This is a genomic window from Rhabdobacter roseus, assembly GCF_014202275.1.
GTDB classification, from domain to species: Bacteria; Bacteroidota; Bacteroidia; order Cytophagales; family Spirosomataceae; genus Rhabdobacter; species Rhabdobacter roseus.
Genome location: NZ_JACHGF010000010.1, coordinates 1 through 24,096 on the forward strand (window position 1 = coordinate 1; position 24,096 = coordinate 24,096).

The 24,096-nt window shown below is 51.3% G+C and carries 17 protein-coding genes; 9 read left to right on the forward strand and 8 right to left on the reverse strand.

Annotation, left to right across the window (positions count from 1 at the left end):
• Positions 1-642: 642 nt before the first annotated feature.
• Positions 643-1,770: an ABC transporter substrate-binding protein gene (locus HNQ92_RS22600; protein WP_184177639.1), complete on the reverse strand. Its 1,128-nt coding sequence runs from the start codon at positions 1,768-1,770 to the stop codon at positions 643-645.
• Between the two features lie 124 nt (positions 1,771-1,894).
• Between HNQ92_RS22600 and HNQ92_RS22605 the strand changes: the two genes are divergently transcribed.
• On the forward strand, positions 1,895-3,145 hold the full coding sequence (locus HNQ92_RS22605) for a M16 family metallopeptidase (protein WP_184177641.1): 1,251 nt from the start codon (positions 1,895-1,897) through the stop codon (positions 3,143-3,145).
• Between the two features lie 46 nt (positions 3,146-3,191).
• Here the strand turns inward: HNQ92_RS22605 and HNQ92_RS22610 are convergent, their stop codons facing one another.
• Positions 3,192-3,554 (reverse strand): hypothetical protein, encoded by a 363-nt coding sequence (locus tag HNQ92_RS22610; protein ID WP_184177643.1) that lies wholly within the window; start codon positions 3,552-3,554, stop codon positions 3,192-3,194.
• A 259-nt stretch (positions 3,555-3,813) separates the two neighbouring features.
• Between HNQ92_RS22610 and ispF the strand changes: the two genes are divergently transcribed.
• The 4 genes from ispF (at position 3,814) to HNQ92_RS22630 (ending at position 8,126) form a co-directional block, all read left to right on the forward strand.
• Positions 3,814-4,305: a 2-C-methyl-D-erythritol 2,4-cyclodiphosphate synthase gene (gene ispF / locus HNQ92_RS22615; protein ID WP_184177645.1), complete on the forward strand. Its 492-nt coding sequence runs from the start codon at positions 3,814-3,816 to the stop codon at positions 4,303-4,305.
• 27 nt (positions 4,306-4,332) lie between these two features.
• Entirely contained in the window at positions 4,333-5,466 is a 1,134-nt protein-coding gene (locus HNQ92_RS22620) for an amidohydrolase family protein (protein ID WP_184177647.1), read from the forward strand.
• Positions 5,467-5,498: 32 nt separating this feature from the next.
• Positions 5,499-6,605: a mandelate racemase/muconate lactonizing enzyme family protein gene (locus HNQ92_RS22625; RefSeq protein ID WP_184177649.1), complete on the forward strand. Its 1,107-nt coding sequence runs from the start codon at positions 5,499-5,501 to the stop codon at positions 6,603-6,605.
• A gap of 357 nt (positions 6,606-6,962) precedes the next feature.
• Positions 6,963-8,126 (forward strand): serine hydrolase domain-containing protein, encoded by a 1,164-nt coding sequence (locus HNQ92_RS22630; protein WP_184177651.1) that lies wholly within the window; start codon positions 6,963-6,965, stop codon positions 8,124-8,126.
• A gap of 221 nt (positions 8,127-8,347) precedes the next feature.
• Here the strand turns inward: HNQ92_RS22630 and HNQ92_RS22635 are convergent, their stop codons facing one another.
• The 6 genes from HNQ92_RS22635 to HNQ92_RS22660 form a co-directional block, all read right to left on the reverse strand.
• Positions 8,348-10,276 (reverse strand): heparinase II/III domain-containing protein, encoded by a 1,929-nt coding sequence (locus HNQ92_RS22635; protein ID WP_184177653.1) that lies wholly within the window; start codon positions 10,274-10,276, stop codon positions 8,348-8,350.
• Between the two features lie 83 nt (positions 10,277-10,359).
• The gene (locus tag HNQ92_RS22640; RefSeq protein WP_184177655.1) at positions 10,360-12,063 is read right to left on the reverse strand and encodes a RagB/SusD family nutrient uptake outer membrane protein; all 1,704 of its coding nucleotides are present in this window, start codon (positions 12,061-12,063) and stop codon (positions 10,360-10,362) included.
• A 12-nt stretch (positions 12,064-12,075) separates the two neighbouring features.
• The gene (locus HNQ92_RS22645; protein ID WP_184177657.1) at positions 12,076-15,501 is read right to left on the reverse strand and encodes a TonB-dependent receptor; all 3,426 of its coding nucleotides are present in this window, start codon (positions 15,499-15,501) and stop codon (positions 12,076-12,078) included.
• A 183-nt stretch (positions 15,502-15,684) separates the two neighbouring features.
• Positions 15,685-16,752, reverse strand: coding sequence for a FecR family protein (locus HNQ92_RS22650; RefSeq protein WP_184177658.1), 1,068 nt, complete (start codon positions 16,750-16,752; stop codon positions 15,685-15,687).
• Between the two features lie 93 nt (positions 16,753-16,845).
• Complete coding sequence (locus tag HNQ92_RS22655) at positions 16,846-17,451, reverse strand: RNA polymerase sigma factor (protein ID WP_184177660.1); 606 nt, start codon at positions 17,449-17,451, stop codon at positions 16,846-16,848.
• A 238-nt stretch (positions 17,452-17,689) separates the two neighbouring features.
• Positions 17,690-18,049, reverse strand: coding sequence for a helix-turn-helix transcriptional regulator (locus tag HNQ92_RS22660; RefSeq protein ID WP_184177662.1), 360 nt, complete (start codon positions 18,047-18,049; stop codon positions 17,690-17,692).
• 621 nt (positions 18,050-18,670) lie between these two features.
• Between HNQ92_RS22660 and HNQ92_RS22665 the strand changes: the two genes are divergently transcribed.
• The 4 genes from HNQ92_RS22665 to HNQ92_RS22680 all read left to right on the forward strand — a co-directional run bounded on the left by HNQ92_RS22665 (position 18,671) and on the right by HNQ92_RS22680 (position 24,050).
• The gene (locus HNQ92_RS22665; protein WP_184177664.1) at positions 18,671-20,302 is read left to right on the forward strand and encodes a vitamin K epoxide reductase family protein; all 1,632 of its coding nucleotides are present in this window, start codon (positions 18,671-18,673) and stop codon (positions 20,300-20,302) included.
• A 336-nt stretch (positions 20,303-20,638) separates the two neighbouring features.
• Positions 20,639-21,925 carry a glycosyltransferase gene (locus tag HNQ92_RS22670; RefSeq protein WP_184177666.1) on the forward strand — a complete coding sequence of 429 codons (1,287 nt, stop codon included), beginning with the start codon at positions 20,639-20,641 and terminating at the stop codon, positions 21,923-21,925.
• A gap of 427 nt (positions 21,926-22,352) precedes the next feature.
• Positions 22,353-23,198 carry a glycosyltransferase family A protein gene (locus tag HNQ92_RS22675; RefSeq protein ID WP_184177668.1) on the forward strand — a complete coding sequence of 282 codons (846 nt, stop codon included), beginning with the start codon at positions 22,353-22,355 and terminating at the stop codon, positions 23,196-23,198.
• A 12-nt stretch (positions 23,199-23,210) separates the two neighbouring features.
• Complete coding sequence (locus tag HNQ92_RS22680) at positions 23,211-24,050, forward strand: glycosyltransferase (protein WP_184177670.1); 840 nt, start codon at positions 23,211-23,213, stop codon at positions 24,048-24,050.
• Positions 24,051-24,096 lie beyond the last annotated feature (46 nt).

The following is a 24,096-nucleotide window of genomic DNA, read 5'->3' on the forward strand; positions in this document are numbered from 1 at the left end:
CTCTTCGACTGAAAATTTTCTCCTTGACATAATCCTACTAATTTAAGGGGTTTAATTAGTAGAATCCAGTTCCAGGTTTTTAGGGGGCTAGTACATTTCACCCAGCTTGAGTCCGTTTACATTCTTTATGTAAAATGCGCTTGACAGAATTTTGTACCAAAAGTAATTTTAAGTTCAGAGTAGATTTTGACAATTTCAATTGCCGGATCAGGAAATGTTGAAAAGAATTCCTGGTCCACTTCTAGGCTAGTTTTACACACAACTTTTCTGCTTAGCTGTACTAGTTAGCCAAGGGGTATCCTTGATAGTGCAGGTGAAGTTTTCCCAATCCCTATGCCATGGCCTTAATGCTTGCTTAGCCCTGGCCATTGAGGCCTTCCCAGCCTCCCAGGCGGGCAATCACTCAGGCGACATAGGCCAGATGATCTGCCCCGTAGGGATTACGCCGCTTGAGAGTCTTGCTCTACAACTGCTGCTCATAGAGCAATCCCAAAAACAGTAGCTCCTGCGCTGTAAAGGTAAGCCTGCGGATTTGTCTTGCCGTTCTCTACTTTTCGTAAGGCAGCTGTCTTCTAGCTGCATACCCTGGAACTTGACTATCAGCGCCTCGGTGCGTCAGCTACCCCAAACCCATGCCCTCTGCTACTTATACGCCTTAGCCTCTTTGATGAGGATTTTGTACTCGGCTTTTTCCAGGCATTTTTTGTAGTACGCTTTGGCCTGCGCTTTGTTGCCAGCGCGGTGCGCGATCCGGGCCAGACCGGCGTAGGCCATGGCGTGGTACTCGCGGGTATACTGCTCGTCGTGGGGTACTTGCAGGGCCGCCAGGTACTCTCGCTGGGCCAGGGCGTCGTTGCGGTCGTCTTTTTCGTACAAGATCCCCTGGAAGGTACGCCAGGCGATGGGGTAAAAGCCGTCGGTGCGCTTGCGGAGGGCGGGTAGTTCTTTTTCGGCCTCGGCGTAGCGCCCGCTGAGGAGCAGGGCTTCCGTATGCATCATTTTATAGATGGGGTTCTGCGGGTACCAGCCCGCCAGTTTGCGGGTATAGACCAGCGCCCGCTGCGGCTGCGACTCGTGCTCCAGGTAGATGTGCGCCAGGTAACTACAGGCCTCGGCGCGGGTGATCACGCCCCGCTGGGTGGCGATGTCGATCTGTTTTAAACCCAGCGCTTTGTCGCCATTTTTAAAAAAAATCATCACGGGCTTCACAATGGGGTTATCCTCGGGGTAGGTCACAACGTAGTAGTTGTACATGCCGGTGGTGAAGTAAAACTCCGGGTTTTTCTCGGTCAGCTTCAGGCTGGTGGTCAGGGCGTTGTAGGCTTTTTGCGCTTCGCCGACGGCCTTCAGAAACTCCCGCTGGTAGTTGTACATGACGGCCATGTACCCGCGCGCGGCCAACGTAAAAAACACCGCTTCCGGATTTTTAGAGTCCTTCCCGTATTGCTTTTCGACGGCCGCCAGGCATTGGTTCAGCGTCCGGATGTACTCGGCACTTTTGGCTTTGTTGTCCTGTATCGGGAGGTACTGCCAGTACATCTGGAACGCCCTGAGGAGGTGCGTCACGGGGTGGTTGGGGTACTTGGCCCGTACCTGTTGGCTGGCCACCTGGGCTTCCTCAAATTCGTAGCTATAAATATGGTCGATGGCTTCCTGCACTTGCTTTATGGTAGCGGGGTCGTCCAGGAGCTGGGCCCTGGCGGGAAAAACAGCAAGTACCTGGACAAAGCAAAGTAGGGTAAAAACAAACGCGGAGAGGTACTTTTTCATGGCTGAGGCAAAGTAAAAAATAGGTTTGGCGGATTGCTGCCATCCTTGTAGCTTTGTTCATAACGTTAAAAAACGCACCCAGGTTTACCGGGTTACTAATTTCTAAGGGTATTCTAAAAGTACTATGATTCGCTACGAAGAATTTGTGTTAGATAACGGTCTACGGGTGTACGTGCACGAAGACCACTCCACGCCCATGGCCGCCGTGAACCTGGTGTATAACGTCGGCTCGCGCGACGAAGACGAAAGCCGCACGGGTTTTGCGCATCTCTTTGAGCACCTGATGTTTGGCGGCTCCCGGCACATCCCCAGCTACGACGAGCCCGTGCAGAAAGTAGGGGGCGAAAACAACGCCTTCACCTCGCCCGACATTACCAACTACTACCTCACGCTTCCCGCCGAAAACCTGGAGACGGCCCTCTGGCTGGAGTCCGACCGGATGCTGAGCCTTTCCTTCGACCCCAAGGTACTTGAGGTACAGCGCAAGGTCGTGATCGAGGAGTTTAAGCAAAGGTACCTCAACCAGCCCTATGGCGACCTGTGGCTGAAACTGCGCCCGCTGGCCTACCAGGTACATCCCTACCGCTGGGCGACCATCGGCAAGGATATTTCGCACATCGAAGAGGCCACGCTGGACGACGTCCAGGCGTTTTTCTTCCGCTTCTACCGGCCCAACAACGCCGTGCTGGTGGTGGCCGGAGCCGTGCGGCTGGAGCAAGTGAAGGAGCTGGTGACCAAGTGGTTTGGGAGCATCCCCGCCGGGGTACCTTACGAGCGAAGCCTACCCCGGGAACCCCGTCAAACGCAGGCCCGCTTTCTGGAAACTTCCGCCCAGGTACCCCTCGACGGCCTGCTGAAAGCCTACCACATGCCGGGCCGCTTCGAGGAAGGCTTTTTTGCGGCCGATCTGTTGAGTGATATTCTGGGGCGGGGCAAATCCTCGCGGCTGTACCGGCACTTTCTCAAGGAAAAGCCCCTTTTCAACAGCATCAGCGCCAGTATTACGTCCTCGCTGGACCCCGGCCTGCTGCTGATCCGGGGCTTTCTAAACCCCGGCGTGACGCTGGAAGAAGCCGACGCCGCCGTCAATGAGCTGCTGGCCGACATGGCACAACACGGCGCTACCGACGAAGAAGTGGAGAAAGTAAAAAACCAGTCGGAAGCGACGCTGGCCTTTTCGGAGGTAGAGCTGCTCAACCGTGCCATGAACCTGGCCTTTGCGGCCAACGCCGGCAATGCCGCCTGGGTCAACGAGGATGACGAGAAGATCCGGCGCGTCGACGCCGCCGCTATCCAGGCCGCCGCCCGGGAGGTACTTCGGCCCGAAAACGCCTCCACGCTTTATTATAGGGCAGAGGCCAAGGCCACGGTATAAAACCGACTGGGGGTACTTTGAGCAGGTACCCCCGCCCCGGTTGGGGCTAGCGTATTTTGGCCAGCAACTGATCCTCCCAACCTTTGTCGGCAATGCTGCAGCGGCAGCCGCCGGGAGCGTTGGGCTGGAGCACCAGCAAGCCAAAGTTGTCCGACTCGCAGGTACTTTTTGGTTCGTTGTGGTCAAAGAGCGTGAATTTCAGGTTCGTGATTTCGTTGGCGACGTTTCTTTTCAGTACCTCTATTTTGGCCTGTAGCTGGTACTTGTTGAGCAGCTGCTGCTCCATTTCTTTGATTCGTTCGGCGGAAGTATTTTTCTCAACCATCAGATCCGGAAGTGTGAGGTGAGAGAGGCGGGTAATAAGGAGAAAAGCTATGCTGAGGTAGCATAGAAACCATAGCTTTTTCATGATGTAGATTAGTTTGGTTAATTGTTAAGTATAAAATTAGGTAAAGATTTTACAATAATGGATACAATTCTGAAAAATACGCCATAAATTGATCCTAAGGCATTTCTCTACATACCGCGCTGGGTGCTTTGTGAGGCAATGACGATTTCTATAAAGTACCCACGTGCTTTCCAAATGTGCCGAAGATTTTCCTTTTTTGTATTTTTAAATTCCCCGTGAAGTTTCTTCGATTCATCCGACCCTCAATCTTTCATTTCATATGGTCCCCTTCCGCATAGGACAAGGCTACGATGTACACCAGTTGGAAGCCGACCGCCCGTTTTGGCTGGGCGGCATCCAGATTCCCCACACCCACGGAGCCAAAGGCCATTCCGACGCCGACGTGGTTTGCCATGTGCTGTGCGATGCGCTGCTGGGTGCGGCTAATCTGCGCAACATTGGCTACCATTTTTCGGATCAGGACCCCCAGTGGAAAGGCGTCGACAGCAAGGTACTTTTGGCCAAGGTACTTGAGATGATCCGGCAGAAAGGCTACGAAGTTGGGAACGTGGACGTGACGGTGGTGCTCCAGCAGCCTAAGCTCAATCCGCACATTCCGGCCATGAAGGCGTGCCTGGCGCGGGTGATGGCCGTAGACGTGGAGGCCATTTCCATCAAAGCCACTACCTCCGAGCACCTGGGCTTTGTGGGCCGCCAGGAAGGCATTGCGGCCCACTGCGTGGCACTGATTTATCAACCGAAATCCGACTAATTTAACCTAAAAAAATCCTCCTGACTGATGAGAAGAAGTACCTTATTGCTTTTGTTTGGGCTAGGGCTCTGGAACAGCCAAATCCTAGCCCAAAACGCTCCCGTCGAAGCGCCCCTGGGCTTTGAAGAGTACGACCCCGTCTCGACGCTGAAAGTGGAAGAGCACGTGCTGACCCGCGCCAAGTACCCTTTCATCGACGTTCATAACCACCAGTACCGCATGCCCGACCAGGATCTGAACCAACTCGTGGCGCAAATGGACTCCATGAACATGGGCATCATGGTGAACCTCAGCGGACGGGGCTGGACGCAGGAATGGAGCGAAGGTACCGCCCATTTGAAAGGCTCCCTGGCCAACGTGGCCAAGACCCAACCCAAGCGGCTGGCGGTATTTACCAATCTTCAGTTTAAAGGATTTGGAGAAAAAGGCTGGTCCGAGCGCGCCGTGCAGCAGCTGGAAGAAGACGTAAAGCTGGGCGCTAAGGGCCTGAAAATTTATAAAAGTCTGGGCTTTAGTGGCATCAAAGACGACCAGGGGAAGCGGGTACCCGTCAACGACAAGCGCCTAGACCCCGTCTGGGCCAAGTGCGGCGCGCTGGGCATTCCGGTGCTGATCCATACGGCCGACGTACCTTCGTTCTGGGACCCCCTCGACCGCTACAACGAGCGCTGGCTGGAGTTAAAAACGCATCCCGGACGACGGCGTAGCCTCAACGATCCGATCCCGTTCGACTCGCTCATCGCCGAGCAGCACGACATATTTCGTAAGCACCCCAAAACGATCTTCATCAACGCCCACATGGGCTGGTACGCCAATAACCTCAAGAAGCTCGATAGCCTCATGCAGGCTTTCCCCAATACCTACGTCGAGATCGGCGCGGTGATTGCGGAGCTGGGACGGCAGCCGCGGGCGGCGCGGGCGTTCTTTGAAAAGTACCAGGACCGGGTACTTTTTGGCAAAGACAGCTGGGTACCTGCCGAGTACAACACCTACTTCCGGGTGCTCGAAACGGAGGATGAGTACTTTCCCTACCACAAAAAGTACCACGCCTTCTGGCGCATGTACGGGCTGGGCCTGCCGGACGAGGTACTTAAGAAACTCTACTACAAAAATGCGCTGGCCATTATCCCCGGCCTGGACAAGAGCTTGTTTCCTAACTAGGTACCTTGCCTTGGTATCGATTATTTTAAAAGATGAAAATCACCCGCGTCGAGCTGTTTCGCTATAACATTCCTCTCAAAGCGCCCGTCACCATCGCGATCGGGACCATCACCGAAGCCCGGAATATCCTGGTACGCATTCATACCAGCGACGGCCTCTACGGCCTGGGCGAGGGCTCGCCGTTCTGGATGATCGTGGGCGAAACGCAGGAAACCTGCCTGGCCACGGGGGCGGATTTTGCCCGGCTGCTGCTGGGCCGCTCCGCCACCGACCTGGAAGGTACCCTGGCCGCACTCGACCGGTACCTGCCCCGGCACTACACCTGCAAGAGCGCATTCGACATGGCCCTCTACGACCTGGCCGCCAAGTACGCCCACATGCCGCTGTATAGGTACCTGGGCGGCGAAAAGCACCCCATCGTGACCGACGAAACCATCTACATCGGCACGCCCGAAGCCATGGCCGAAGACGCCGTGGCCATCCGGCAGCGCGGCGCGGAGGCCATCAAAGTGAAGCTAGGTACCTCGGCTCAGGAAGACATCCGGCGCGTGCAGGCCATTCGGGAGGCCATTGGCCCCGAGCTCCCCATTCGGGTCGACGCCAACCAGGGCTGGGACTACGTATCGGCGGTGAAGGTACTTCGCCGCATTGCCGACTGGAACGTGGAGTACTGCGAGCAGCCCGTGAAGCACTGGGACCTGGATAACCTGGCGCGCGTGCGGCAAAACAGCCCGGTGCCAATCTGCGCCGACGAGTCGCTCTTTACGCACATTGACGCGCTGCGGCTGGCTAAGCTCGAAGCCGTAGACTATTTCAATATCAAGCTTTCCAAGAGTGGGGGGATCAATAACGCCCTTAAGATCAACGCCATCGCGGAGGCCGCCGGGGTACCTTGCATGATCGGGTGTATGTCAGAAAGCCGCCTGGCCATTACGGCCAATGCGCACCTGGCTTCGGCCCGCGCCAACATCCGTTTTTACGACCTGGACGCGCCCTTCGAGCACGCGCACGACCCCGTGCTGGGCGGCGCTACCTACCACGACCACTACCGTCTCGAACTACCCGACACCCCCGGCCACGGCGCCGACCTGGACGAAGGGTACCTGGCGGGGCTGGAGAAGGTAGTTATAGAAAAATAGAGTGAGGTACTTTTGCCAGCCGGAAATCTTATGAAAGCACAAACGTAGTAGACCGCCAGCGGGATGCCGCCCGGCGAAGTGCCGCCTAGTTGGACCGACCCCGGAGGGGTCACACGTTTATAGAAAACAAAGTACCCCTTTTCAAATCCGACCGCAGGGCGGTGGCACGAGGTGAGGTCCGGCCTGGCGAGGTCCGGCCTAGCAAGGTACTTGCATCGATCAACGGCAGCAAAATAGTTTAGTGAGAGGTGGGAAAGGTACTTCCCGTAATCAGAGGTTGCATTCAAGAATTTCTTGGATGAGAAATCTACCAACCGGCTGATTTTGCTATCTTTAACCAAAATCCCTTCGTACGATATGGCCCCTTTTTATAACTTCAAATCATCCTATTTTGTCGCTATTCTTTTATTAAGTACCCTGCGTCTGGCGGCCCAATCGACCGCGGCCCGACCAGCGGCCATCGAGGCTTCGATCAACGAGCTGATGCAAAAGTACGAGGCGGTGGGCTTGTCGGTGGCGGTGGTGAAGAAGAGAGAGGTTATTTACAGTCGGGCGTTTGGCCAGAAAGACATAGAGCGTAAGGAGCCCCTGACGACCCAAAGCATCTTCCGGATTGCGTCCATTTCCAAATCCTTTTCAGCTACTTCCATCATGCAACTCGTGGAGGCCGGGAAGCTGCGGCTGGACGACGACGTGAGCAACCTGATTGGGTTCAAGGTTCGGAATCCGCACTACCCTGAGGAGGTCATTACTCTCAAAATGCTGCTTTCGCATACTTCCAGCCTCAACGACAGCCAGGGGTACTTTCAGCTGGACGTCATCAATCCGCAGACCAACCCCAACGCGGCGAAGTGCTACAGCGCCAACCAACCCGGAAGTACCTATGATTATTGCAACCTGAATTTCAACATCATAGGTACCGTTATCGAGCGGGTGTCGGGCGAGCGCTTCGACCGCTACGTGTACCACCACATTTTGCAGCCGCTGGGCTTGTACGGCGGCTACTGCGTGGATTCGTTGGATCAAACGCGTTTTGCTACGTTGTACGAATACAATAAGGACACGCGCGAAATGACGCCATCGCCGATGGCCTATAATCCCCGCCGCGAGGAAATTAGGAACTACGTGATGGGGTACAGCGCCCCCATCTTTTCGCCCACGGGCGGCATGAAGATCTCGGCCGAAGACCTGGCGCGCTACATGGCCATGCACATGCAGTACGGGCGCAGCCAGGGAACGAAAATCATGTCTCGGAAAAGTGCCAAGCGCATGCAAACGCCCGTGGCCAAAGCCGAACGCTACGGCCTGGCCCTGTGGACCTCCGATAAGCTCATACCGGGCGTAACGTTAAAGGGCCATACGGGCTCGGCCTACGGCCTGTACAGCCTCATGGCTTTTGACCCGAAGAAAAAGTACGGGTTCGTGGCCATCACCAACGGCTGTAATCCCATCGCCAGCCACGGCTACAACGAGCTGCTGGCCTCCACCCTGCGCGTTTTGTACGAAGGATTGATTGAGTGAAGGTACCCAGGGCAAAAAAAACTAACCTACCCCGATGTACAGGTACTTTCTTCGAACTTTGACCTCAGAGCGGTCACCCGTTTATAGCAAAAAGACATTCCGCCTCAAACCGACCGCAGCGCGGTCGCACCTGGGTCCAGTTTGCCAGTCAGGAATCCACTAGGGCACAGAGGTACCTAGCGACTTCTCTTAATTGCTTCTTATTTCTTCAAACTACCCCCTCACTTCACCTGACTAATCCGGTAAAGGTACTTGCCTTTTTTACTGGGCTTGGTGGCCGTGAGCGTGACGCGGTGAATAGCCTCACCCCATACCTGCGAGAGGCGGGTGTCGGGCTGGGGGATGACCTCGGCCTGGGCGGTGAATTGCCTGGCGTCGTAGTGGAGTCGTACCTGCTGGCCGTCGACGTCGAAGAGGACGGCACCCGGCTGGGAGAGGTCGGGCTTTTGCCACACCAGGAAATGGACCTGATGGGGTACTTTGGCGGCCTTGAGTAGGTAGTCGTCCTGAATTTCCAGTCCGTCGGCCACCAGCCGGTAGGAGCGTCTCCAGGAATCAACCAACGCCGAGTCGGGGTAGGCCCCGGCCAGATCGAGCGCAAAGAGCTGCTTCTGCGCGTCGAACACCACCGACCGCGACCGGTACTGGCGGCCCTGGGCCTGCGGTACGCCGTTGATGAGGGGTAGGTTGTGGTAGTTGCTCTGCATGGTCCAGATGGAGTAGCGCTCACGGCCAAACGTCTGACGCGTGTAGGTACCTACGCCCGCGTCGATGAAGACGGGCGTGCTGTTGAGGTACAGCGAGAAAGTACCCACGTCGTTGTGGTTATGGCTTTCGGCGTTGTAGCCACCCTTGGCAGCGAAGAAGAAGCCGCCTCCGTTTTTCATATAGCAAAATTCCGTCTGCGGGTACCATACAGAGGTGTAGGCGGGCAGGGCGGCGGGCGTTTTGCGCAGCGCTTCGTGGTAGGCCAGGTCTTCAAAGGCCCGAAACAGATCGCGCCCCGCGTTGATGGCCGTGGTGGCGTGTCTCTGCTCCAGGTAGGCGGCAAACTGGGTCATGACGGGGCTGTTCACGGCTTGGCCGTAGCGAAATATGATGCCGGGATGCCCGCCGCCCTTGGCCGAGGCATCCGCAAAATTGACCACCCAGCCGTTGCCCACGTACGAATTGGCGATGTACTCGCCCATGTTTTTGACGATGGGTTCCTCAAAAATCGAAAGCTGACCGCCGGTAGCGTAGCTCAGGATCTGGAGGTAGTCGTAGAGCTTCCCGGCGGCGTGGCCCCAGTAGGAGGGGCCTTCTTCGCAGGCGCCGTCGGTGTGGGTGTAGTTGATGAATTCATCCACCGAGACCATCGTGCGGTGTACGCCCGCAGCGCGTTTAGCGGGGTCGTCTTCCAGCAGCAGAAAGCAGGTCAGTACGTTGAAATTGCACCAGGGATTCCAGTTATTCACCGTCGTGCCGGGCTTGAGATCGAAGGCCTGCCACCAAAAATCGCTCCGCTGCATGTAGGTATCCAGGATGCGCTCCTGCAGGGTTTGACGCAGGCGCTGGGCGATGACGGGATTGACCCGGTCAAAGGGTACTTTGAAGAAATAGTACGTCCACGACAGCAGCGAGCCGAGGTCACCCGCCGTCAGGTCGATCACGTGCTCGTTGTGGTCGGGCAGGGAACGTTGGGATTTTTGGTAGTGGCCCAGGTGCGCCGAAAGTACCCAGGACGTCATTTCCGAAAAGACCCACACGCCGTTGATGATCTGATCCATGAACCGACCCTTGCCTTCGCAAAGCTCGGCCAGCACCAGCGCGCTTAGAGCCGAGCTATTGGCTCCGAAGGGGTCCTGCATGATGGTACGCGAGCCGCTGCGCTCAAACTCCAGGTAGTCGGTAGCTTTGATGATCTTCCAGTCGAAATCAAGGTACTTTTCACCCTCGCTGATTTGTTCTTGCCGAAAGGTACCCGCGAGGCGCTCCCACCCGGCGCGGTCGGTATAGGCGGGGTAGGGTACCCAGTTTGCGTTGGGGAGCAGCCGGGTACGTACTTGCTCCAGATTGGCTTTTTTCTGTAAAAGGTCGCGTTTTTCGTAGCCGTAGCCAGGGCTGGTCAGCAGGCCCAGGCAGGCCAATAGCAGGAAGTATTTTTTCATGAAGGGTACAGGAATAGGTACTTTGGAAAATAACAAAAGCAGGTAGTCCGGCCAGACTACCTGCTTCGAGGGTACCTGGCAGGTTATTGCCAGCCCGGATTTTGGGTTAGGGCAGGATTGACCTCGATCTCCTGCGCCGGAATGGGCCAGATCACGTGGCGGTCCTGGAAGGTACGCGTGAGGAGGTTGTCGCCCACGATGCTTTTCTCAATCACCCCGGCGGTGTAGGCCTTCAGGAGGCCCCAGCGCTTGAGGTCGAAGTAGCGGTGGCCTTCGCCGGCCAGCTCCACGGCCCTTTCGTGAATGATCCGCTGCTTCATGGCTTCCTGGGTACTTACGGCCAGCGCGGCTCCGCCACTGTTGAGCCCTGGCATGGACGAGCGCGCGCGTACTTTGTTGAGCTCTACGATGGCTTTGTCCAGCTGGTTGGTTTCGTTGTAGGCTTCGGCCAGCATCAGCAGCACGTCGCCCAGCCGGATCAGCGGGAAGTTGAACGGTGTATGGGCTCGGTCGGTGAGCTCACCGTTGAGATTCCCTTCGGGTACGAACTTCCGCCATACGTAGGTGTACCAGCCCCGGTTGTTCCGGATCTGACCGAAGTTTTCGTTGACGCCCGTGGCCAGGACCAGTTGCATTTGCCGGGGGGCGTTGGCGTTCCAGCCCAGTTGATACGCGTAAGGTACCACGAGGGTTTGCGTCATACGGGGGTCGCGGTTGCGGTAGATTTCGCCCAGCTTGGCCGTGTCGGGTACGGTCACTAAGCGGCCGCTTTGCTGGGTAGCCATCATGGCGGCCCGCTTCACGGCGTTGTCGGTGGTGTAGCCGGGGAAGTGCTTGTTCCAGTCGAACGGTGTGCCGTCCCGGTTCTCGTACATGTCGGCCAGGGTGGTGGTGGGCATACCGTTGTTCCAACTGCTACCGAAGATCGAGCGAGTACCCAGGTAGTGCGCAAAGGGCATTCCGTAGGGGAAACCCACCCCGCCTTTGTTCTGAATGGCAAAGATCATTTCGCTGCTGTTGTGGCCGCTGAGTTTGAATAACCCGGCGTAGTCGTTGTAGAGCGTATAACCGTAGGCGTTGGATTTGTTATAGACAATTTCTTCAAAATCCTGGATCGCCTTGTCCCACTCCTTGTGGTAGAGGTATACTCTTCCGCGCAGGGCGTAGGCGGCTCCTTTGGTGGCGCGCCCCAGCTGCGCCGCCGGGTACGACACGGGTAGGTCGGCGATGGCCGCCGTGAGGTCCGCCACGATGAAAGCCCGTACTTCGGCCTCGGAACTGCGGGGGAGCAGCAGTTGGTTAAAATCGCGGTTCAGGTCGGTCGTTTCGTCGTAGATAGGTACCCCGCCGAATAGGTTCAGCATTTGGAAGTAGTACAGGCCGCGCAAAAACCGGGCTTCCCCCATGAATACTTTCTTGGAGGCGTCGGGGAGGTCCATGCCCGCCAGGTTTCGCAGGGCGTTGTTGGCCCGTTGAATACCGTCGTAGCCGCGCCGCCAGCGGTTGACCATGATGCCGGTGCGGTCGGTAAAATTACCGTTGATGATATCACCCATGCCTTGCGGATCGTAGCCCACGGCAATGTCGGTCAGGTTGTCCAGCATGTTATAGAGCCCGAAGAGGTCGTGCTGTTTCATGTCGGCATAAACCCCCATGAGGCCTTGCAGGGCGTGTTCTTCGGTTTTCCAGAAAGAGCCCGCACTTACCCGGTCGAAGGGTTGGGTATCGAGGTCGTAGCAGCTGCTGACGGACAACGTCAGGCAGAAAAGGAAAAGTATTTTTTTCATGATCGTGCTAGATTAAAACGTAAGGTTGATGCCCACCAGCGCTTGCTTCAAGGTAGGGTACTGCGTGCCGCTCACTTCCGGGTCGAAGCCTTTGTAGCGGGTGAAGGTGAGGTAGTTTTCCAGACTACCGTACACGCGCAGGGTACTTATCTTGGCCTTTTCGGTCAGTGACCGGGGTACGGTGTAGCCCAGCTGGATGTTTTTCAGGCGCATGAAGGAGCGGTTTTGCAACCAGAAGTCGCTGTTTCGGGTGTTGCGCGCGTCGGTGTAGTTGAGCAGGCGCGGGTAGGTAGCGTCGGTGCGTCCGGGGTACCAACGGCCCTCGGCTATTTCCTGGTTGATCTGGTAGCCCCAACGCACGCCGGTGGTATGGTACAGATCCTGCCAGATCACCTGTAGGCCGCCCGAGCCCTGTACGAGCAGGGAGAAATCGATTCCTTTCCAGTCGGCGCTGAGGTTGATGCCGTACCCAATGCGCGGGGCCGTGCCGTGGCCGGTGGTGTAGCGGTCTTCGTCGTTGATGATGCCGTCGCCGTTGGTATCTTTATACAGCAAATCGCCCATCCTGGGGGTGCCGTAGGCCGCAAACGGATTGCGCTTCTGGCCGGTGTTAGGGTCTACGGGCGCGTTGTCGATCATGCTTTGTACCAGGGCCAGGTCGGCTTCGGTCTGGATGATGCGGTCTACGCCCAGGATGTACAGCGTGTTGATGGCGTAGCCTTCTTGCAACAGCGAGGCGCCACTGATGGTGCGCTCGTCGCCCTTGAACTTGGTCACGGTATTGTCTACGAAACTAAAATTACCACCGATCTGGTAGTTGAAGTCGCCGAGGCGGTTGCGGTAGCTGAGGTTGAGCTCGATCCCCTGGTTCAGTACCTCCGCCGCGTTTTGCTTCGGAATGGAGGCATTGCCCACCACCAGCGGCGCGGGCAGGTCGATGAGGATATTCTTAGTTCTTTTACTGAAAACATCAATGGAGCCATCCAGCCGGTTGTTGAACAGCCCAAAGTCAACGCCTACGTTGGTGATGTAGGTACTTTCCCAGGTCAGGCCCGCGTTGGAAAGGGCCGTTTGGGCAAAGCCTACGTTGAGGTTGTTGTTGAGGATGTAGTTGGCGGCGTTATAAACAGCCTGGTACTCGTAGTTGCCCACGGCGTTATTGCCTAGCGAGCCGTAAGATGCCCGCAGCTTGAGGGTAGGCATCCAGCTCAGGTCAAAAAACGATTCTTCCGAGACGCGCCAGCCCGCCGAGAACGACGGGAACATACCCCAGCGGCTATTCCCCGCCGCGAAGCGGGAGGTACCGTCGCGCCGCAGGTTGGCCTCGAAGAGGTACTTGTCGTCCAGGCTCAGGTTGATCCGCCCGAAGTACGAGCGCATGGTCCAGTCGGAGGCGTTGCCGTTGGCGGCGGCGTCCATCGTGGCGGCGTCAATCACGCTCAGGCTGGGGTCGATTAAGTCTAGTTTGCTGGCATTGAACCAAATACCCTTGTAGTACTCCTGGCTGGCTCCTACCATGACGTTCATGGTCAGGCGCTCGCCGAAGGTTTTGTCGTAGCGAATAATCCCGTCCATCCAGTACTGGTAGTCTTTGTTGTTTTGGTTCATAATCGAGGTACGTCCTACGCCGGTACGCGAGATGGTGTTCGTCAGGAGATCCCACCGATCGTTGAAGACGGGTTGCTGGTACTGTAGGCGGTCGTCGAAGACATAGTTGTACGAGCCCTCAATCGTCAGGCCTTCAAAAGGACGTAGCTTTCCGAATAGGCGCGTCGTGAGCTTGTTTTGTCGAATATCTCCCTGGCGGCTGTACAAATTGTGCAGTACGTTGTTGGCCTGGGGGTCGTCCTCGGGGTTGTTGGGGCCTCCGAAGCGCCCGTCGGGGGCGCGAAGTACCATGCCGGGGGTACTGGCGCCGGCAAACGAAAAGACATCGTTTAGGATGTTAGTACCAATGTCGGTTCTGGCTACCATGCCGTTCAACAAAGTACCCAGCGTGAGCCAGGGCTTGATGTCGGCCTCCAGGTTGAGCCGTAGGCTGTAGCGCTCGTAGCCCGCTTTTTCGATGATCCCCGGATTGTCCAGGTACCCAAACGAGCCAAAGTACCGGATCGTGGAAGTACCTCCTGAAAACGACAGGTTGTGGTTCTGGATCAGGTTGGGTTTGAATACCTCGTCGGTCCACTCGGTATTGGGGTACTTCAGCGGGTCACCGCCTTCATTGGCCCGCCAGAGGTCAATTTTCTCCTGCGAAAAAATGGGCGTAGCGTTGGGGTCGGAGTTGCGGAAGCCCTCGTTCATGAGCTCCATGTAGTTGGCGTAGTTGGACATAGTCCGCACCACGTTGGAAGGCTTGGCCGTCGAGAAAAACGAATTGTAGTTGACCTTGAATTCCCCCTCTTTCCCTTTTTTGGTCGTGATCAAAATAACCCCGTTGGCGGCCCGCGAGCCGTAGATGGCCGCCGATGCCGCATCTTTCAGCACCGAAATGCTCTCGACGTCCTGCGGATTGAGGTGGTTCATGTTGCCCACCGCGCCGTCGATGATCACCAGCGGGTCGGAGTTGTTCAAAGTACCCTGGCCCCGGATGCGCAGCGTGGCACCGTCGCCACCGGGACGGCCGTTGCCCTGGTTCACGTACAGCCCCGCCGCCAGTCCCGCCAAACCCGAGGAAAGCGACGTAATGGGGCGCGTCTCGGCCTGCTTGCTGAAATCGACCGTCGCAACGGCGCCGGTCAGGTTGGCTTTTTTCTGGGTACCATACCCCACCACTACTACCTCTTCCAAGGCCTTGGTGTCGGATTGCAGTTTTATGTTCAGCTGGGTTTGGTTACCCACCGTGGTTTCCTGCGGCAAGTACCCCACAAAGGAAAAAATCAGCACCGCCGAGGCGTCGGGTACCGTGAGCTCAAAGCGGCCCGCGGCGTCGGTGGTGGTACCGCGCGAGGTACCTTTGAGCACAATACTCACGCCGGGTAGTTCTTCGCCCTTTTCGTCCGTAACGGTACCTTCTATACGCAGCTCGGATTGACTGGTTTCACTCGTCGCTTGTTTCAGGATCGTCGTGGGCAACAGCGACTTCTGCTTGCGCAGGATGAGCTGGTCGTCCACCACAACGTAGGTAATGCCCAGTGGGTGCAGAAGCTGCGTAAGTACCTCCGCCACGCTTTTGTTTTGAAACTGCTGCGAAACCATCTGGCTCCGTGGCAGTACGGTAGAGTTGTAGGTAATGGGTACCTTGGCCACTTCACTGAGCCGGTTCAGCGCCGTACCCAGCTGCACGTTGTCAAACGAGATGCTGATGCGGCGGTCCAGCATTTCCTGGGCCGAGCTGCCCGCCAGGGCGGTACTCATCAGGAGCAGCGTTAAGAAAATCTGTAAGCCCGTTATTTTCATGACGGTCAACCATACGGTTGTAGTTGTACACTTTTTTTTCATAGATTTAACTGTTTTTCTTGAACTGGGAAAACATACCAATCCCCTGCCTCCTTCGGGAGGCCCGTTGTGCTAAGCGGGGGGATGTAAGGCTGGTCGTGGTGCGAACACGACCGGCCTTTTTACATGGGGTTTAGGAGCATCAAAGGTACTTTAAGTCATAGGCAAAGGGTTTTTTGGGTTAACCTAATTACAACCGAGTGAAGTAAGGACCACGACACCGTCTTCCAGCGTGAACGACGTGCCGGGCCCCACGCCCTCGCAGATAATCTTCAATTTTTCAAAAAACGGTTTGTCCGTGAGTGTGGTTGTGAGCGAGCAACCCGCAAGTACCTGCTCGTTCACGCGGATGGGCACGCCGTAGTCGCGGCTGAGGGTAGCCAGGATGTCGGTTACGGGTACCTCTTTGAATGTATACGTAATGGGAGTGGGCGGAAGTACCTCCGGAGCTACCTGAACGGGCAGCTGCGCCGCCGTAAAAGCGCGCCGGGTCCGGTCGAAAACCAGCCGCTGGTTGGCCTTCAGCGCCACGGGCGAGGGGGTACTTAGGGTACTTGCCTCGGCGTCATGTGCCTGGGTCGTTACTGACACCGTACCCGTCTTCACGGTGACGGCGTAGCTGGACTGGTGCTCAAAGGCCTCCACCATAAAGCTCGTGCCCAGTACCTTAGTGACCAGCTCGTTGGCCCGGACCACGAACGGCCGGGCGGGGTTTTTGGTTACTTCAAAAAACGCCTTTCCCCAGAGCTGGACCTCGCGCTGCGGGCCGTCCAGGGCCGCTGCGTACCGGACCCGGCTCGCCGGATGCAGCCAGATGGCGCTCCCGTCGGGCAGGGCAATGGGAAGTACCTCCGTCGTTTGGTTTACTTTCTCAACCATGGCGAGGGGAGCCACGGCCAGCTCGGTAGGCGAGAGGGTACCTGGCCGTGGCTGTAAGTACCACCAGCCCGCCAGCGCCACCAGCAGCACCGAAGCCGCCGCGACCAACGGCCGGAGGTACCGGGGCCACAGCGCCACCGCGCGGGTGGCCTCGGGAGCGGGCTCTTCGGCCCGAAGGCGGGCGTGGATTTTTCGGAGTAGCTGCTCCGATTTTTCGATTTTGAGCGGTTGTTGCCGTTGGTAAAGTACCTGGCGGTACTCTTCGTAGAGCGAAAGCGCCCCTTCGTCGCGCTGCGTTTCCAGCCAGGCAAACAGGTACTTTTCTTCTTCAGGTGTGGTTTCACCCCGCGAGAACTTTTCCAGAAGTTGGGTCATGTCGGGCATTGTCGTACCAGTCAGTAGGTACCACTAAATACTCCGGAAGCCCAAAAGGGATGGGTACTTTGTGAATTTTTTTAAAAAAAGTACCTAGTATGAAAAGTAGAGCAGCAAGAGCACGAGGTCAGCGGTCAGCGAAAGGGGGTACTTGCGGGCAATGTACTCCCGGATGCTCTTGTTGGCCACCTTGAGGTGATCTTTGACGGTGTGCACGGAGAGATTCAGGCCCTGGGCAATTTCTTCCAGCGACCTCCCCTCAAACCGGTACCGCCGAAAAATCTCCTTTTTCCGCTCCGGCAGCTGCGCCACGGCCTCTTCAATCATGGCCAGCCGCGCCATAAATTCCTCTTCGCTCAGCTCGACGCCGTCGGCTACGTTTTCCAGCTCGGCGGCTTGCGGGTCGGTGAGGCTGGGCGCACGCCGTACTTTTTTGAGGTATGATACCGACTTGTTGTAGCTCACCACAAAGAGCCAGTTGGCTACGCGCTCGCGCTCCAGGGTACTTCGGTGTTCCCAAAGGGCCAGAAAAACGTCTTGGAGCAAGTCTTCGGCCAGCTCCGGCTGCCGGACCAGCTTCAGGATGTTGGCATAAACGGCCTGGTGGTACTGCTCATACAGGCCATCAAAGTACCCCAGATCTTCATCCGCAGAACTAAAATGCTTATGATCAATATCCTGAGCCGTCGTTTCCCTCATAGTACTTTGTCTAGCGGGTCTTCAAGTCGGGGAGCTTCGTCCGCAGGACTTCCCTTCCCGGAGCCGATTAGACAAAATTAGGGAATAATATATTTTAAAAAAGAAGTTATTGGGGCTTTTTGGCAAGTAAGGTCGACCTGGGAACGTAGGTGATGGTTGTTGTGCAAAAAAGCCGGCGCGACAAGTACCCTGGTCAGGTACCTTCTCCGGTAGGAGGTGGTAAGTAGCTATGGGCTGCTTAGTGACTAATTTGCTTCTGTCCCAGCGCTCGTCGTAGCTGTTGATTTTCGGTTTCGAGCTGCTGGCAATAGTGCCGCTGGCTCGCGATCAACTCTTCGTAGACTTTTCGGATGGCGTCAAGGGCCGACGTTTTTTCTTCAGGCGCTACTATTGACTGCTCTATTTCTAAAGAAACAAGTTCCGAGATAGAAATGTGGTAGAGCTGGGCAATTTTAACCAGTAGTGCCGCCGAGGGGCTGGTCTTACCGCTTTCCCAGGCGGAGTAGGTACCTTGGGTGATCCCCAGTTTTTCGGCGAGGACGGTCTGGGAGAGTTGGTGCTTTTTTCGTAGCGCTTTGAGCTGGGTGGGCAGTGGCATGGTGTAGAGCCTTTATATGATGTAGAGATAATTTGTCACTAAAATAGAGGTTGACGTTGATTTCTCCTAGTAGTTTTTATATAAAAAAGCGATAAATTAAGGTTTAACTAAGGAGATTATTTATTATTGTTCGTTAGGGTATTGATTATCAATGAGTTGAATTTATTGATTATTTGTATGGTAATATTGAGAAATTACATTGTTTTCCTTTTGTGGAAGCTTTAATTTTGACTCGCTCAACGTTTATGAAACCTCACTGTATATGATCTATATCTGTTTTACTTCTCCATCGAATTATTGTTCAAATCAGACATTCACATCAGCTACTGTGCTACCCCTAATTCATATAGATAAGCAAACTTTACCAGCTCCTATCCACAGTCATATCACATCTTTCGCTTATATAGCTCCCTGCTAGAAGAATACAGTTATATATTTTGCCAGCATAACCTCGTCCTGGTCAAACTGGTAGATAGGCAGGGTTACAGAGTAAGTAGGAGTAGGGGCAGCTCCCTAGAAATGGGAAAGACTATACTTGTTACTCTCGCTTTATCATAGAGGACTATCCCAAAATTACTATAAGGCATTATGTAGCCTTTAAAGTTATTGCAGACTATTGCTATGAAACTAACGGCCACCGAAAAGAATGCTATAGATAGCTTGAAATACGTAATTCAGGCCTTAGGGCTACAAGTTACTTCTCATACGATCCGGGAGCGCTTGTACCTGCATCCCGATTTCCCTTCTATGGCTGCTTTAAGCGATGTACTTACTGAATGGAATATTCCCAACCTAGCGCCGCGTATCTCGCCCCAGCAACTTACCGAAGTGCCACTACCCGCTATCGCCTTTCTGGAAGTCAACGGAGGGTACTTTGCGCCGGTGCGTGAAGCTTCGTCAAAGGGGAGGGTGGAGTGGTTGGATACCCAAAAGGGGTGGCAAACCGAAACTTTAGCTACCTTCACCCAAAAGTGGAGTGGCATCGCGCTTTTAATTGAGCCTGACGAGCGTTCGGGAGAAACGGACTATATCTCCAAGAGGAGAGCAGAGATCCGGCAAAATTTACGGACCCCCTTTTTAGTAGTAGGTATAGTAGCCAGTTTCTTACTTTGGTTTGTAAGTGTACCTGGTATCTTTCCTACTCCATTATGGTCACTTAACGCTTTATGGGCCGTAAAAGTAGTCGGTACATTGGTCTGTAGTATTCTACTTTGGCATAGCATCGACGCTGATAACCCCTTCATCCGCACATTTTGTAGCTTAGATAGCCGCAACCATTGCAACAGCATCCTTCATTCAAAAGCCGCGCGGCTGTGGGGCTGGCTCGGGTGGTCCGAAATCGGCTTCGTCTACTATGCTGGAGGGCTGACGGCTTTGCTCCTCTCTTTATCTAATCCTCAGGCAAATGTGTTCCCCTGGCTGCTTATAGGCAGCCTACTGGCACTACCCTATACTCTCTTCTCAGTATACTATCAGGCTGTGGTAGCCAGACAATGGTGCCTGCTATGCCTCTCTGTGCAAATATTACTAGGATTAGAAGTGGCTTTGAGTCTTAGTTTATGGCACTCTACATCATTTGCGCTATCTCTATCTACGCTAACGGTACTAATCCTTTCCTACTTGCTGCCTATCATAATATGGGTTTTGCTCAAAAAGCCACTACAGGAATCTTATCAAGTAAACCCACTCCTGCGGGAACTTCATAAGACGAAGTTTAACCCAAACTATGTCAATGAGCTATTTAATAAACAGCCTACAATGCCTCCCATCCTTGAAGGAATGAAAACCATCAAAATGGGTCATCCTGGGGCTCAGCATACACTGACCGTGGTTACCAATCCTTTATGCGCCCCCTGTGGCCGCTTACATACACAGCTCGAAGAATTAATGAGGGTAACGAATAATATTCAATGCCAGTTTATTTTTTTTGGCACTTCTCATGCTTTACAAGTAGCGGAGAAATTACTCGAACTTCCTCAGGATAAGGCGCTAAAAGCCTTGCATAATTGGTATAACAATAATAGCCAGTCGATTCAAACCTGGATTGCTTCAATACCTATTACTACCAAGCAGGAAAATCTAGATGTTAAATGGCAGGTTGATTATCATGCTCGTTGGTGCCAATTAGCCCAAATTAGAGCAACGCCAACTGTATATTTTAACGGTGTAAGTTTACCTGTATCATATACAATTAAAGATTTACCAATACTAGCTAGTATTTTGTCTGATAGAGGAATAGGAATGGAGTATTGAAGTTGGTAAAGTGTCAGCTGATAATTCATGTGAACTAGTTATGAGGGAGTCTTATAAATTAAATATGTAAACCTATTACTTGATAATTATTATATGTTATTGGATTTGTCAAATGATAGTTGTATATTTTTAGAATGTTTGTTGAATAAAGATAGATTGCTTGAAGTAGCTGCTATTATAAATATATTATTATACCTTAATGTAAATGATTAAATTGGTGTCTATTTATTGATGATATGTAGAAGTTAAGCTTTTTATAAAAAGTAATAGTTATTGTGATACATGCGCGGGCTTTAAAGTTTTTATTATAGTTTATTTTTTATATTGATAAAATTAATGAATAAAATAGCCTTATTTATTATTTTGCCATTTGTAAGTCACTATAATTCAAGCTTTGGATTAGCTGATACTTTGAAAAGTAAAGGGTGTAGGGTGGTATTTACTGGATCAAACAATTTTCGATACCATATTCAAAAAGAGGGGTTTGAGTTTGTTGATGTGCCTCTTGTAGAAGAATATGTAGTGAATAATATTATGACAGGGCTAAAGTTATTATTTGTAAATTTAGTTAGTAAGAAATTGTTAAAGGTTAGATATCGGAATTTCTTAAAATCTGTTTATGCAATTCAAGAAATATGTAAGGAAATCAAACCCCAAGAAATATTTATTGATGAACATTTGAGCCTTTATTTTTTTGTGTTAAAAAATAAAAGTACTAAGATTACAATTATTAATACAAAACTACCTACTCGTCATAAACTAGGTATTCCTCCGTTGACTTGTTCTATTCCATTTAAAAACAATTTATTTTATTGGTTGCTTTCAGAGTTTTTTTGGTTAAGACATCTAGTTAGTTCTAAATTTAATTTTGTTTTTAGAGATGTGGTTTTTTTAGGAGCGGATGATAAATTGTTTTTTAAAAGATTTAGTAAAAAAAATGGCGTACCATTCGATGAGTTTTATAATCGATATAATTTATTGTATGAGGGAGTTAGGAAGGTAGATACTATTCATATCTTGCCAAGATTTTTGGAATATAATTGGTATAAATGTGATCAATTTGAGGAGTTTACTTATTATTATCACATTAGAAAGAACGAAGAAAATTTGAATTTATTAACAATTGTACATTCAATCAAGTTACTGCCTAATAGTAACGCTTATTTAGTTTATGTTTCTCTTGGAACACTAAGTGGATTGTATGAAAAAACAGTTAAGCGTTTTTATCAGAGATTATTTTTAGCAATAGAAGAAATGAAGAGTGTTTATTTAATCGTTTCTACTGGAGGTGTTGCTATGAATGGTGATTTTTATAATAAATCTAGAATATTTGTATTTGAAAGTGTTCCGCAGCAGGTTCTTCTCCCATATTGTGACCTTATGATTAGTCACGGTGGAATGAATTCAGTTTGTGAATGTATAGAGGCAGCAGTACCCGTTTTAATTTATCCACTGAATTGCAATAATAGTGACCAGCCAGGTAATGCTGCCCGTATTGTATCTAAGGGCTTTGGGCTTCAGGGGAATATATATAAAGATACTTCTAGCCATATAAAGAAAAAAATTAATAAAATGTTGTCCAGTCCGAGTTTTCGAAAACGAATCTTAGAGGTTAATAAATAAAGTCTAAATTTAATATATATGTCCTAATTTTTAAATTAAACTATTTTACTTATGAAAAAGTTATTAATCCAATTTGCCGAAAATATCCTATCAAGGGGTGAAATGAAAAGAATTAAAGGAGGTTATAGTGAATGTATATATTTAGGGTGTGTAGGGTTGCAACCTTGCTTTGAAGTGCGACAAACATGTCAACATGATCACGAAAATGGACAAACTCACTGTGCGCCTGTCGAGTGTTCTGGATGTGATTCGGTAACATTGCAATATTGTATTTAAAGTTATTATCAGCCATAGTTATTCTAGTTTTATAACTATGGCTGAATTGAATATAAATAATAATGGAGGAGTAAATGTGTGTGATGCTTTATAGCTTTCATATTCTTAAGATTAAATAAGACTCGTTGTGTACAAAGTTTTACAAATATATATGATTTTTATAAAAAATATACTAAATAAATATTGTTTTTATAAAAGGTTAAATAATGATTTAGCGAATGAGTATATTTGGTCTAATGTTGATAATATTATTAATAATAATAATAATTCAAAGAAGGCTGCTGTAATTACCCCAACAATTGGGAAGTTATCGTTGATTACCGCTATAGAAAGTGTATGTCAGCAATCGTATTCAGATACCACTCATTTTATTATAGTAGACGGAATGGAATTTAGAGAGAAAGTTTATACCGCGATCTCTAAATGTAAATTTAATAAATATGAACTTGTAGTATTGCCACATAATACTGGTAATGGCGGTATGAATGGTCATAGAATATATGCAGCATTCCCTTTTTTAATTAATTCAGAATATATTTTCTTTTTGGATGAAGATAATTGGTTTGACCCTAATCATATAAGCTCTTTAATTGATGCTATAGAATATAATAAGCTTGAATGGGCCTATAGTATGCGGAAAATATGTACTGAGCAAGGAGAATTTATAGCTAACGACAATTGTGAGAGCCTTGGTGATTACCGTCCTTATTCAAGGCTACCAAAATTGGTAGATACAAATTGCTATGGGTTCAAGCGGAGTACACTTGTAAAATCTGCTCATTATTGGTATCACCCTTTAAGAGCTGATCGCTATTTTTTTAGTCATTTAAAAAAAGCTTCACCTCGATATAAGTCTACAGATAAATATACTGTAAACTACAGACTTACCGATGGACGGCCCCCAACTCCTCACTATTTTTTGCAAGGAAATCAATTCATGTTAGATAAGTACAACAACCAATTGCCTTGGGCACGATACAATGAGGGAGGGGCATAAAAACTGTTACAAATGAACTTGTACTCTAATCCTCTTCTCTTCGAAATAAGTTGGAAATTGCTTAATCGGTTTAGCAAAGTTAAACTATCTAATGTAATAGATGGAATTGTTGTGTCGGTTACCTCGTATCCGGCCAGAGTGCATAAGTTGTACCAGACCATTGAGTCCATTTTTCAGCAAAATGTTCAGCCGGATATTATACACGTGTGGCTGGCAAAAAAGGAGTTTTCTAAACCTTCAATACCCAATTCATTACTTAGGCTCCAAAAAAGAGGAGTGCGTATTGATTTTGTCGATGAAAACTTGCGGCCGTATAATAAGTTATACTATGCTTGGCAGCAATATCCCAAGGCAAAGATCATCACTATTGACGATGACATCATCTATCCAAGAAATTGGTTAGAGGGGCTTATGAAAGCAAATCAGACCCATCCAAACGATATTATCTGTTATCGGGGGCATGATTTGAGATTAAGGGATACTGTCACGCTTATGCCTTATAAAGAAATGAAGAGAAAGAATAACTTATCAACCGAAAGCAGCTTTGAATTGATGCCGACTGGAGTTTCCGGGGTGCTGTATCCGCCCGGTTCATTACATGAAGAAGTATTGAACAAATCGCTCTTTATGGAGATAGTTCCTACTGGTGACGATATTTGGTTCAAGTGTTGTGCCTTGCTGAATAATACTAAATCCAGAAGAGTATTACCGCACAATATTCATTTTAGGATGGTGAAGGACAGCCAATCTACATCACTTTACTATACTAATGTCATCTTGAATAAAAATGATGATCAGTTAAAGAACTCTTTTGATCATTTCAACCTGTATCCGTTCATAGCATTGAGATGAAGCCCTTTTCCCACAGCAGCCAACTTGAACAAATGGCCCGAAGCGT

Coding starts and splice junctions, on each gene's coding strand:
- HNQ92_RS22650 (WP_184177658.1), bottom strand. CDS start 16,752: ATGACCCAACTTCTGGAAAAGTTCTCGCGGGGTGAAACCACACCTGAA.
- HNQ92_RS22680 (WP_184177670.1), top strand. CDS start 23,211: ATGAACTTGTACTCTAATCCTCTTCTCTTCGAAATAAGTTGGAAATTG.
- HNQ92_RS22605 (WP_184177641.1), top strand. CDS start 1,895: ATGATTCGCTACGAAGAATTTGTGTTAGATAACGGTCTACGGGTGTAC.
- HNQ92_RS22610 (WP_184177643.1), bottom strand. CDS start 3,554: ATGAAAAAGCTATGGTTTCTATGCTACCTCAGCATAGCTTTTCTCCTT.
- HNQ92_RS22670 (WP_184177666.1), top strand. CDS start 20,639: ATGAATAAAATAGCCTTATTTATTATTTTGCCATTTGTAAGTCACTAT.
- HNQ92_RS22600 (WP_184177639.1), bottom strand. CDS start 1,770: ATGAAAAAGTACCTCTCCGCGTTTGTTTTTACCCTACTTTGCTTTGTC.
- HNQ92_RS22645 (WP_184177657.1), bottom strand. CDS start 15,501: ATGAAAAAAAAGTGTACAACTACAACCGTATGGTTGACCGTCATGAAA.
- ispF (WP_184177645.1), top strand. CDS start 3,814: ATGGTCCCCTTCCGCATAGGACAAGGCTACGATGTACACCAGTTGGAA.
- HNQ92_RS22660 (WP_184177662.1), bottom strand. CDS start 18,049: ATGCCACTGCCCACCCAGCTCAAAGCGCTACGAAAAAAGCACCAACTC.
- HNQ92_RS22620 (WP_184177647.1), top strand. CDS start 4,333: ATGAGAAGAAGTACCTTATTGCTTTTGTTTGGGCTAGGGCTCTGGAAC.
- HNQ92_RS22625 (WP_184177649.1), top strand. CDS start 5,499: ATGAAAATCACCCGCGTCGAGCTGTTTCGCTATAACATTCCTCTCAAA.
- HNQ92_RS22630 (WP_184177651.1), top strand. CDS start 6,963: ATGGCCCCTTTTTATAACTTCAAATCATCCTATTTTGTCGCTATTCTT.
- HNQ92_RS22655 (WP_184177660.1), bottom strand. CDS start 17,451: ATGAGGGAAACGACGGCTCAGGATATTGATCATAAGCATTTTAGTTCT.
- HNQ92_RS22640 (WP_184177655.1), bottom strand. CDS start 12,063: ATGAAAAAAATACTTTTCCTTTTCTGCCTGACGTTGTCCGTCAGCAGC.
- HNQ92_RS22635 (WP_184177653.1), bottom strand. CDS start 10,276: ATGAAAAAATACTTCCTGCTATTGGCCTGCCTGGGCCTGCTGACCAGC.
- HNQ92_RS22675 (WP_184177668.1), top strand. CDS start 22,353: ATGATTTTTATAAAAAATATACTAAATAAATATTGTTTTTATAAAAGG.
- HNQ92_RS22665 (WP_184177664.1), top strand. CDS start 18,671: ATGAAACTAACGGCCACCGAAAAGAATGCTATAGATAGCTTGAAATAC.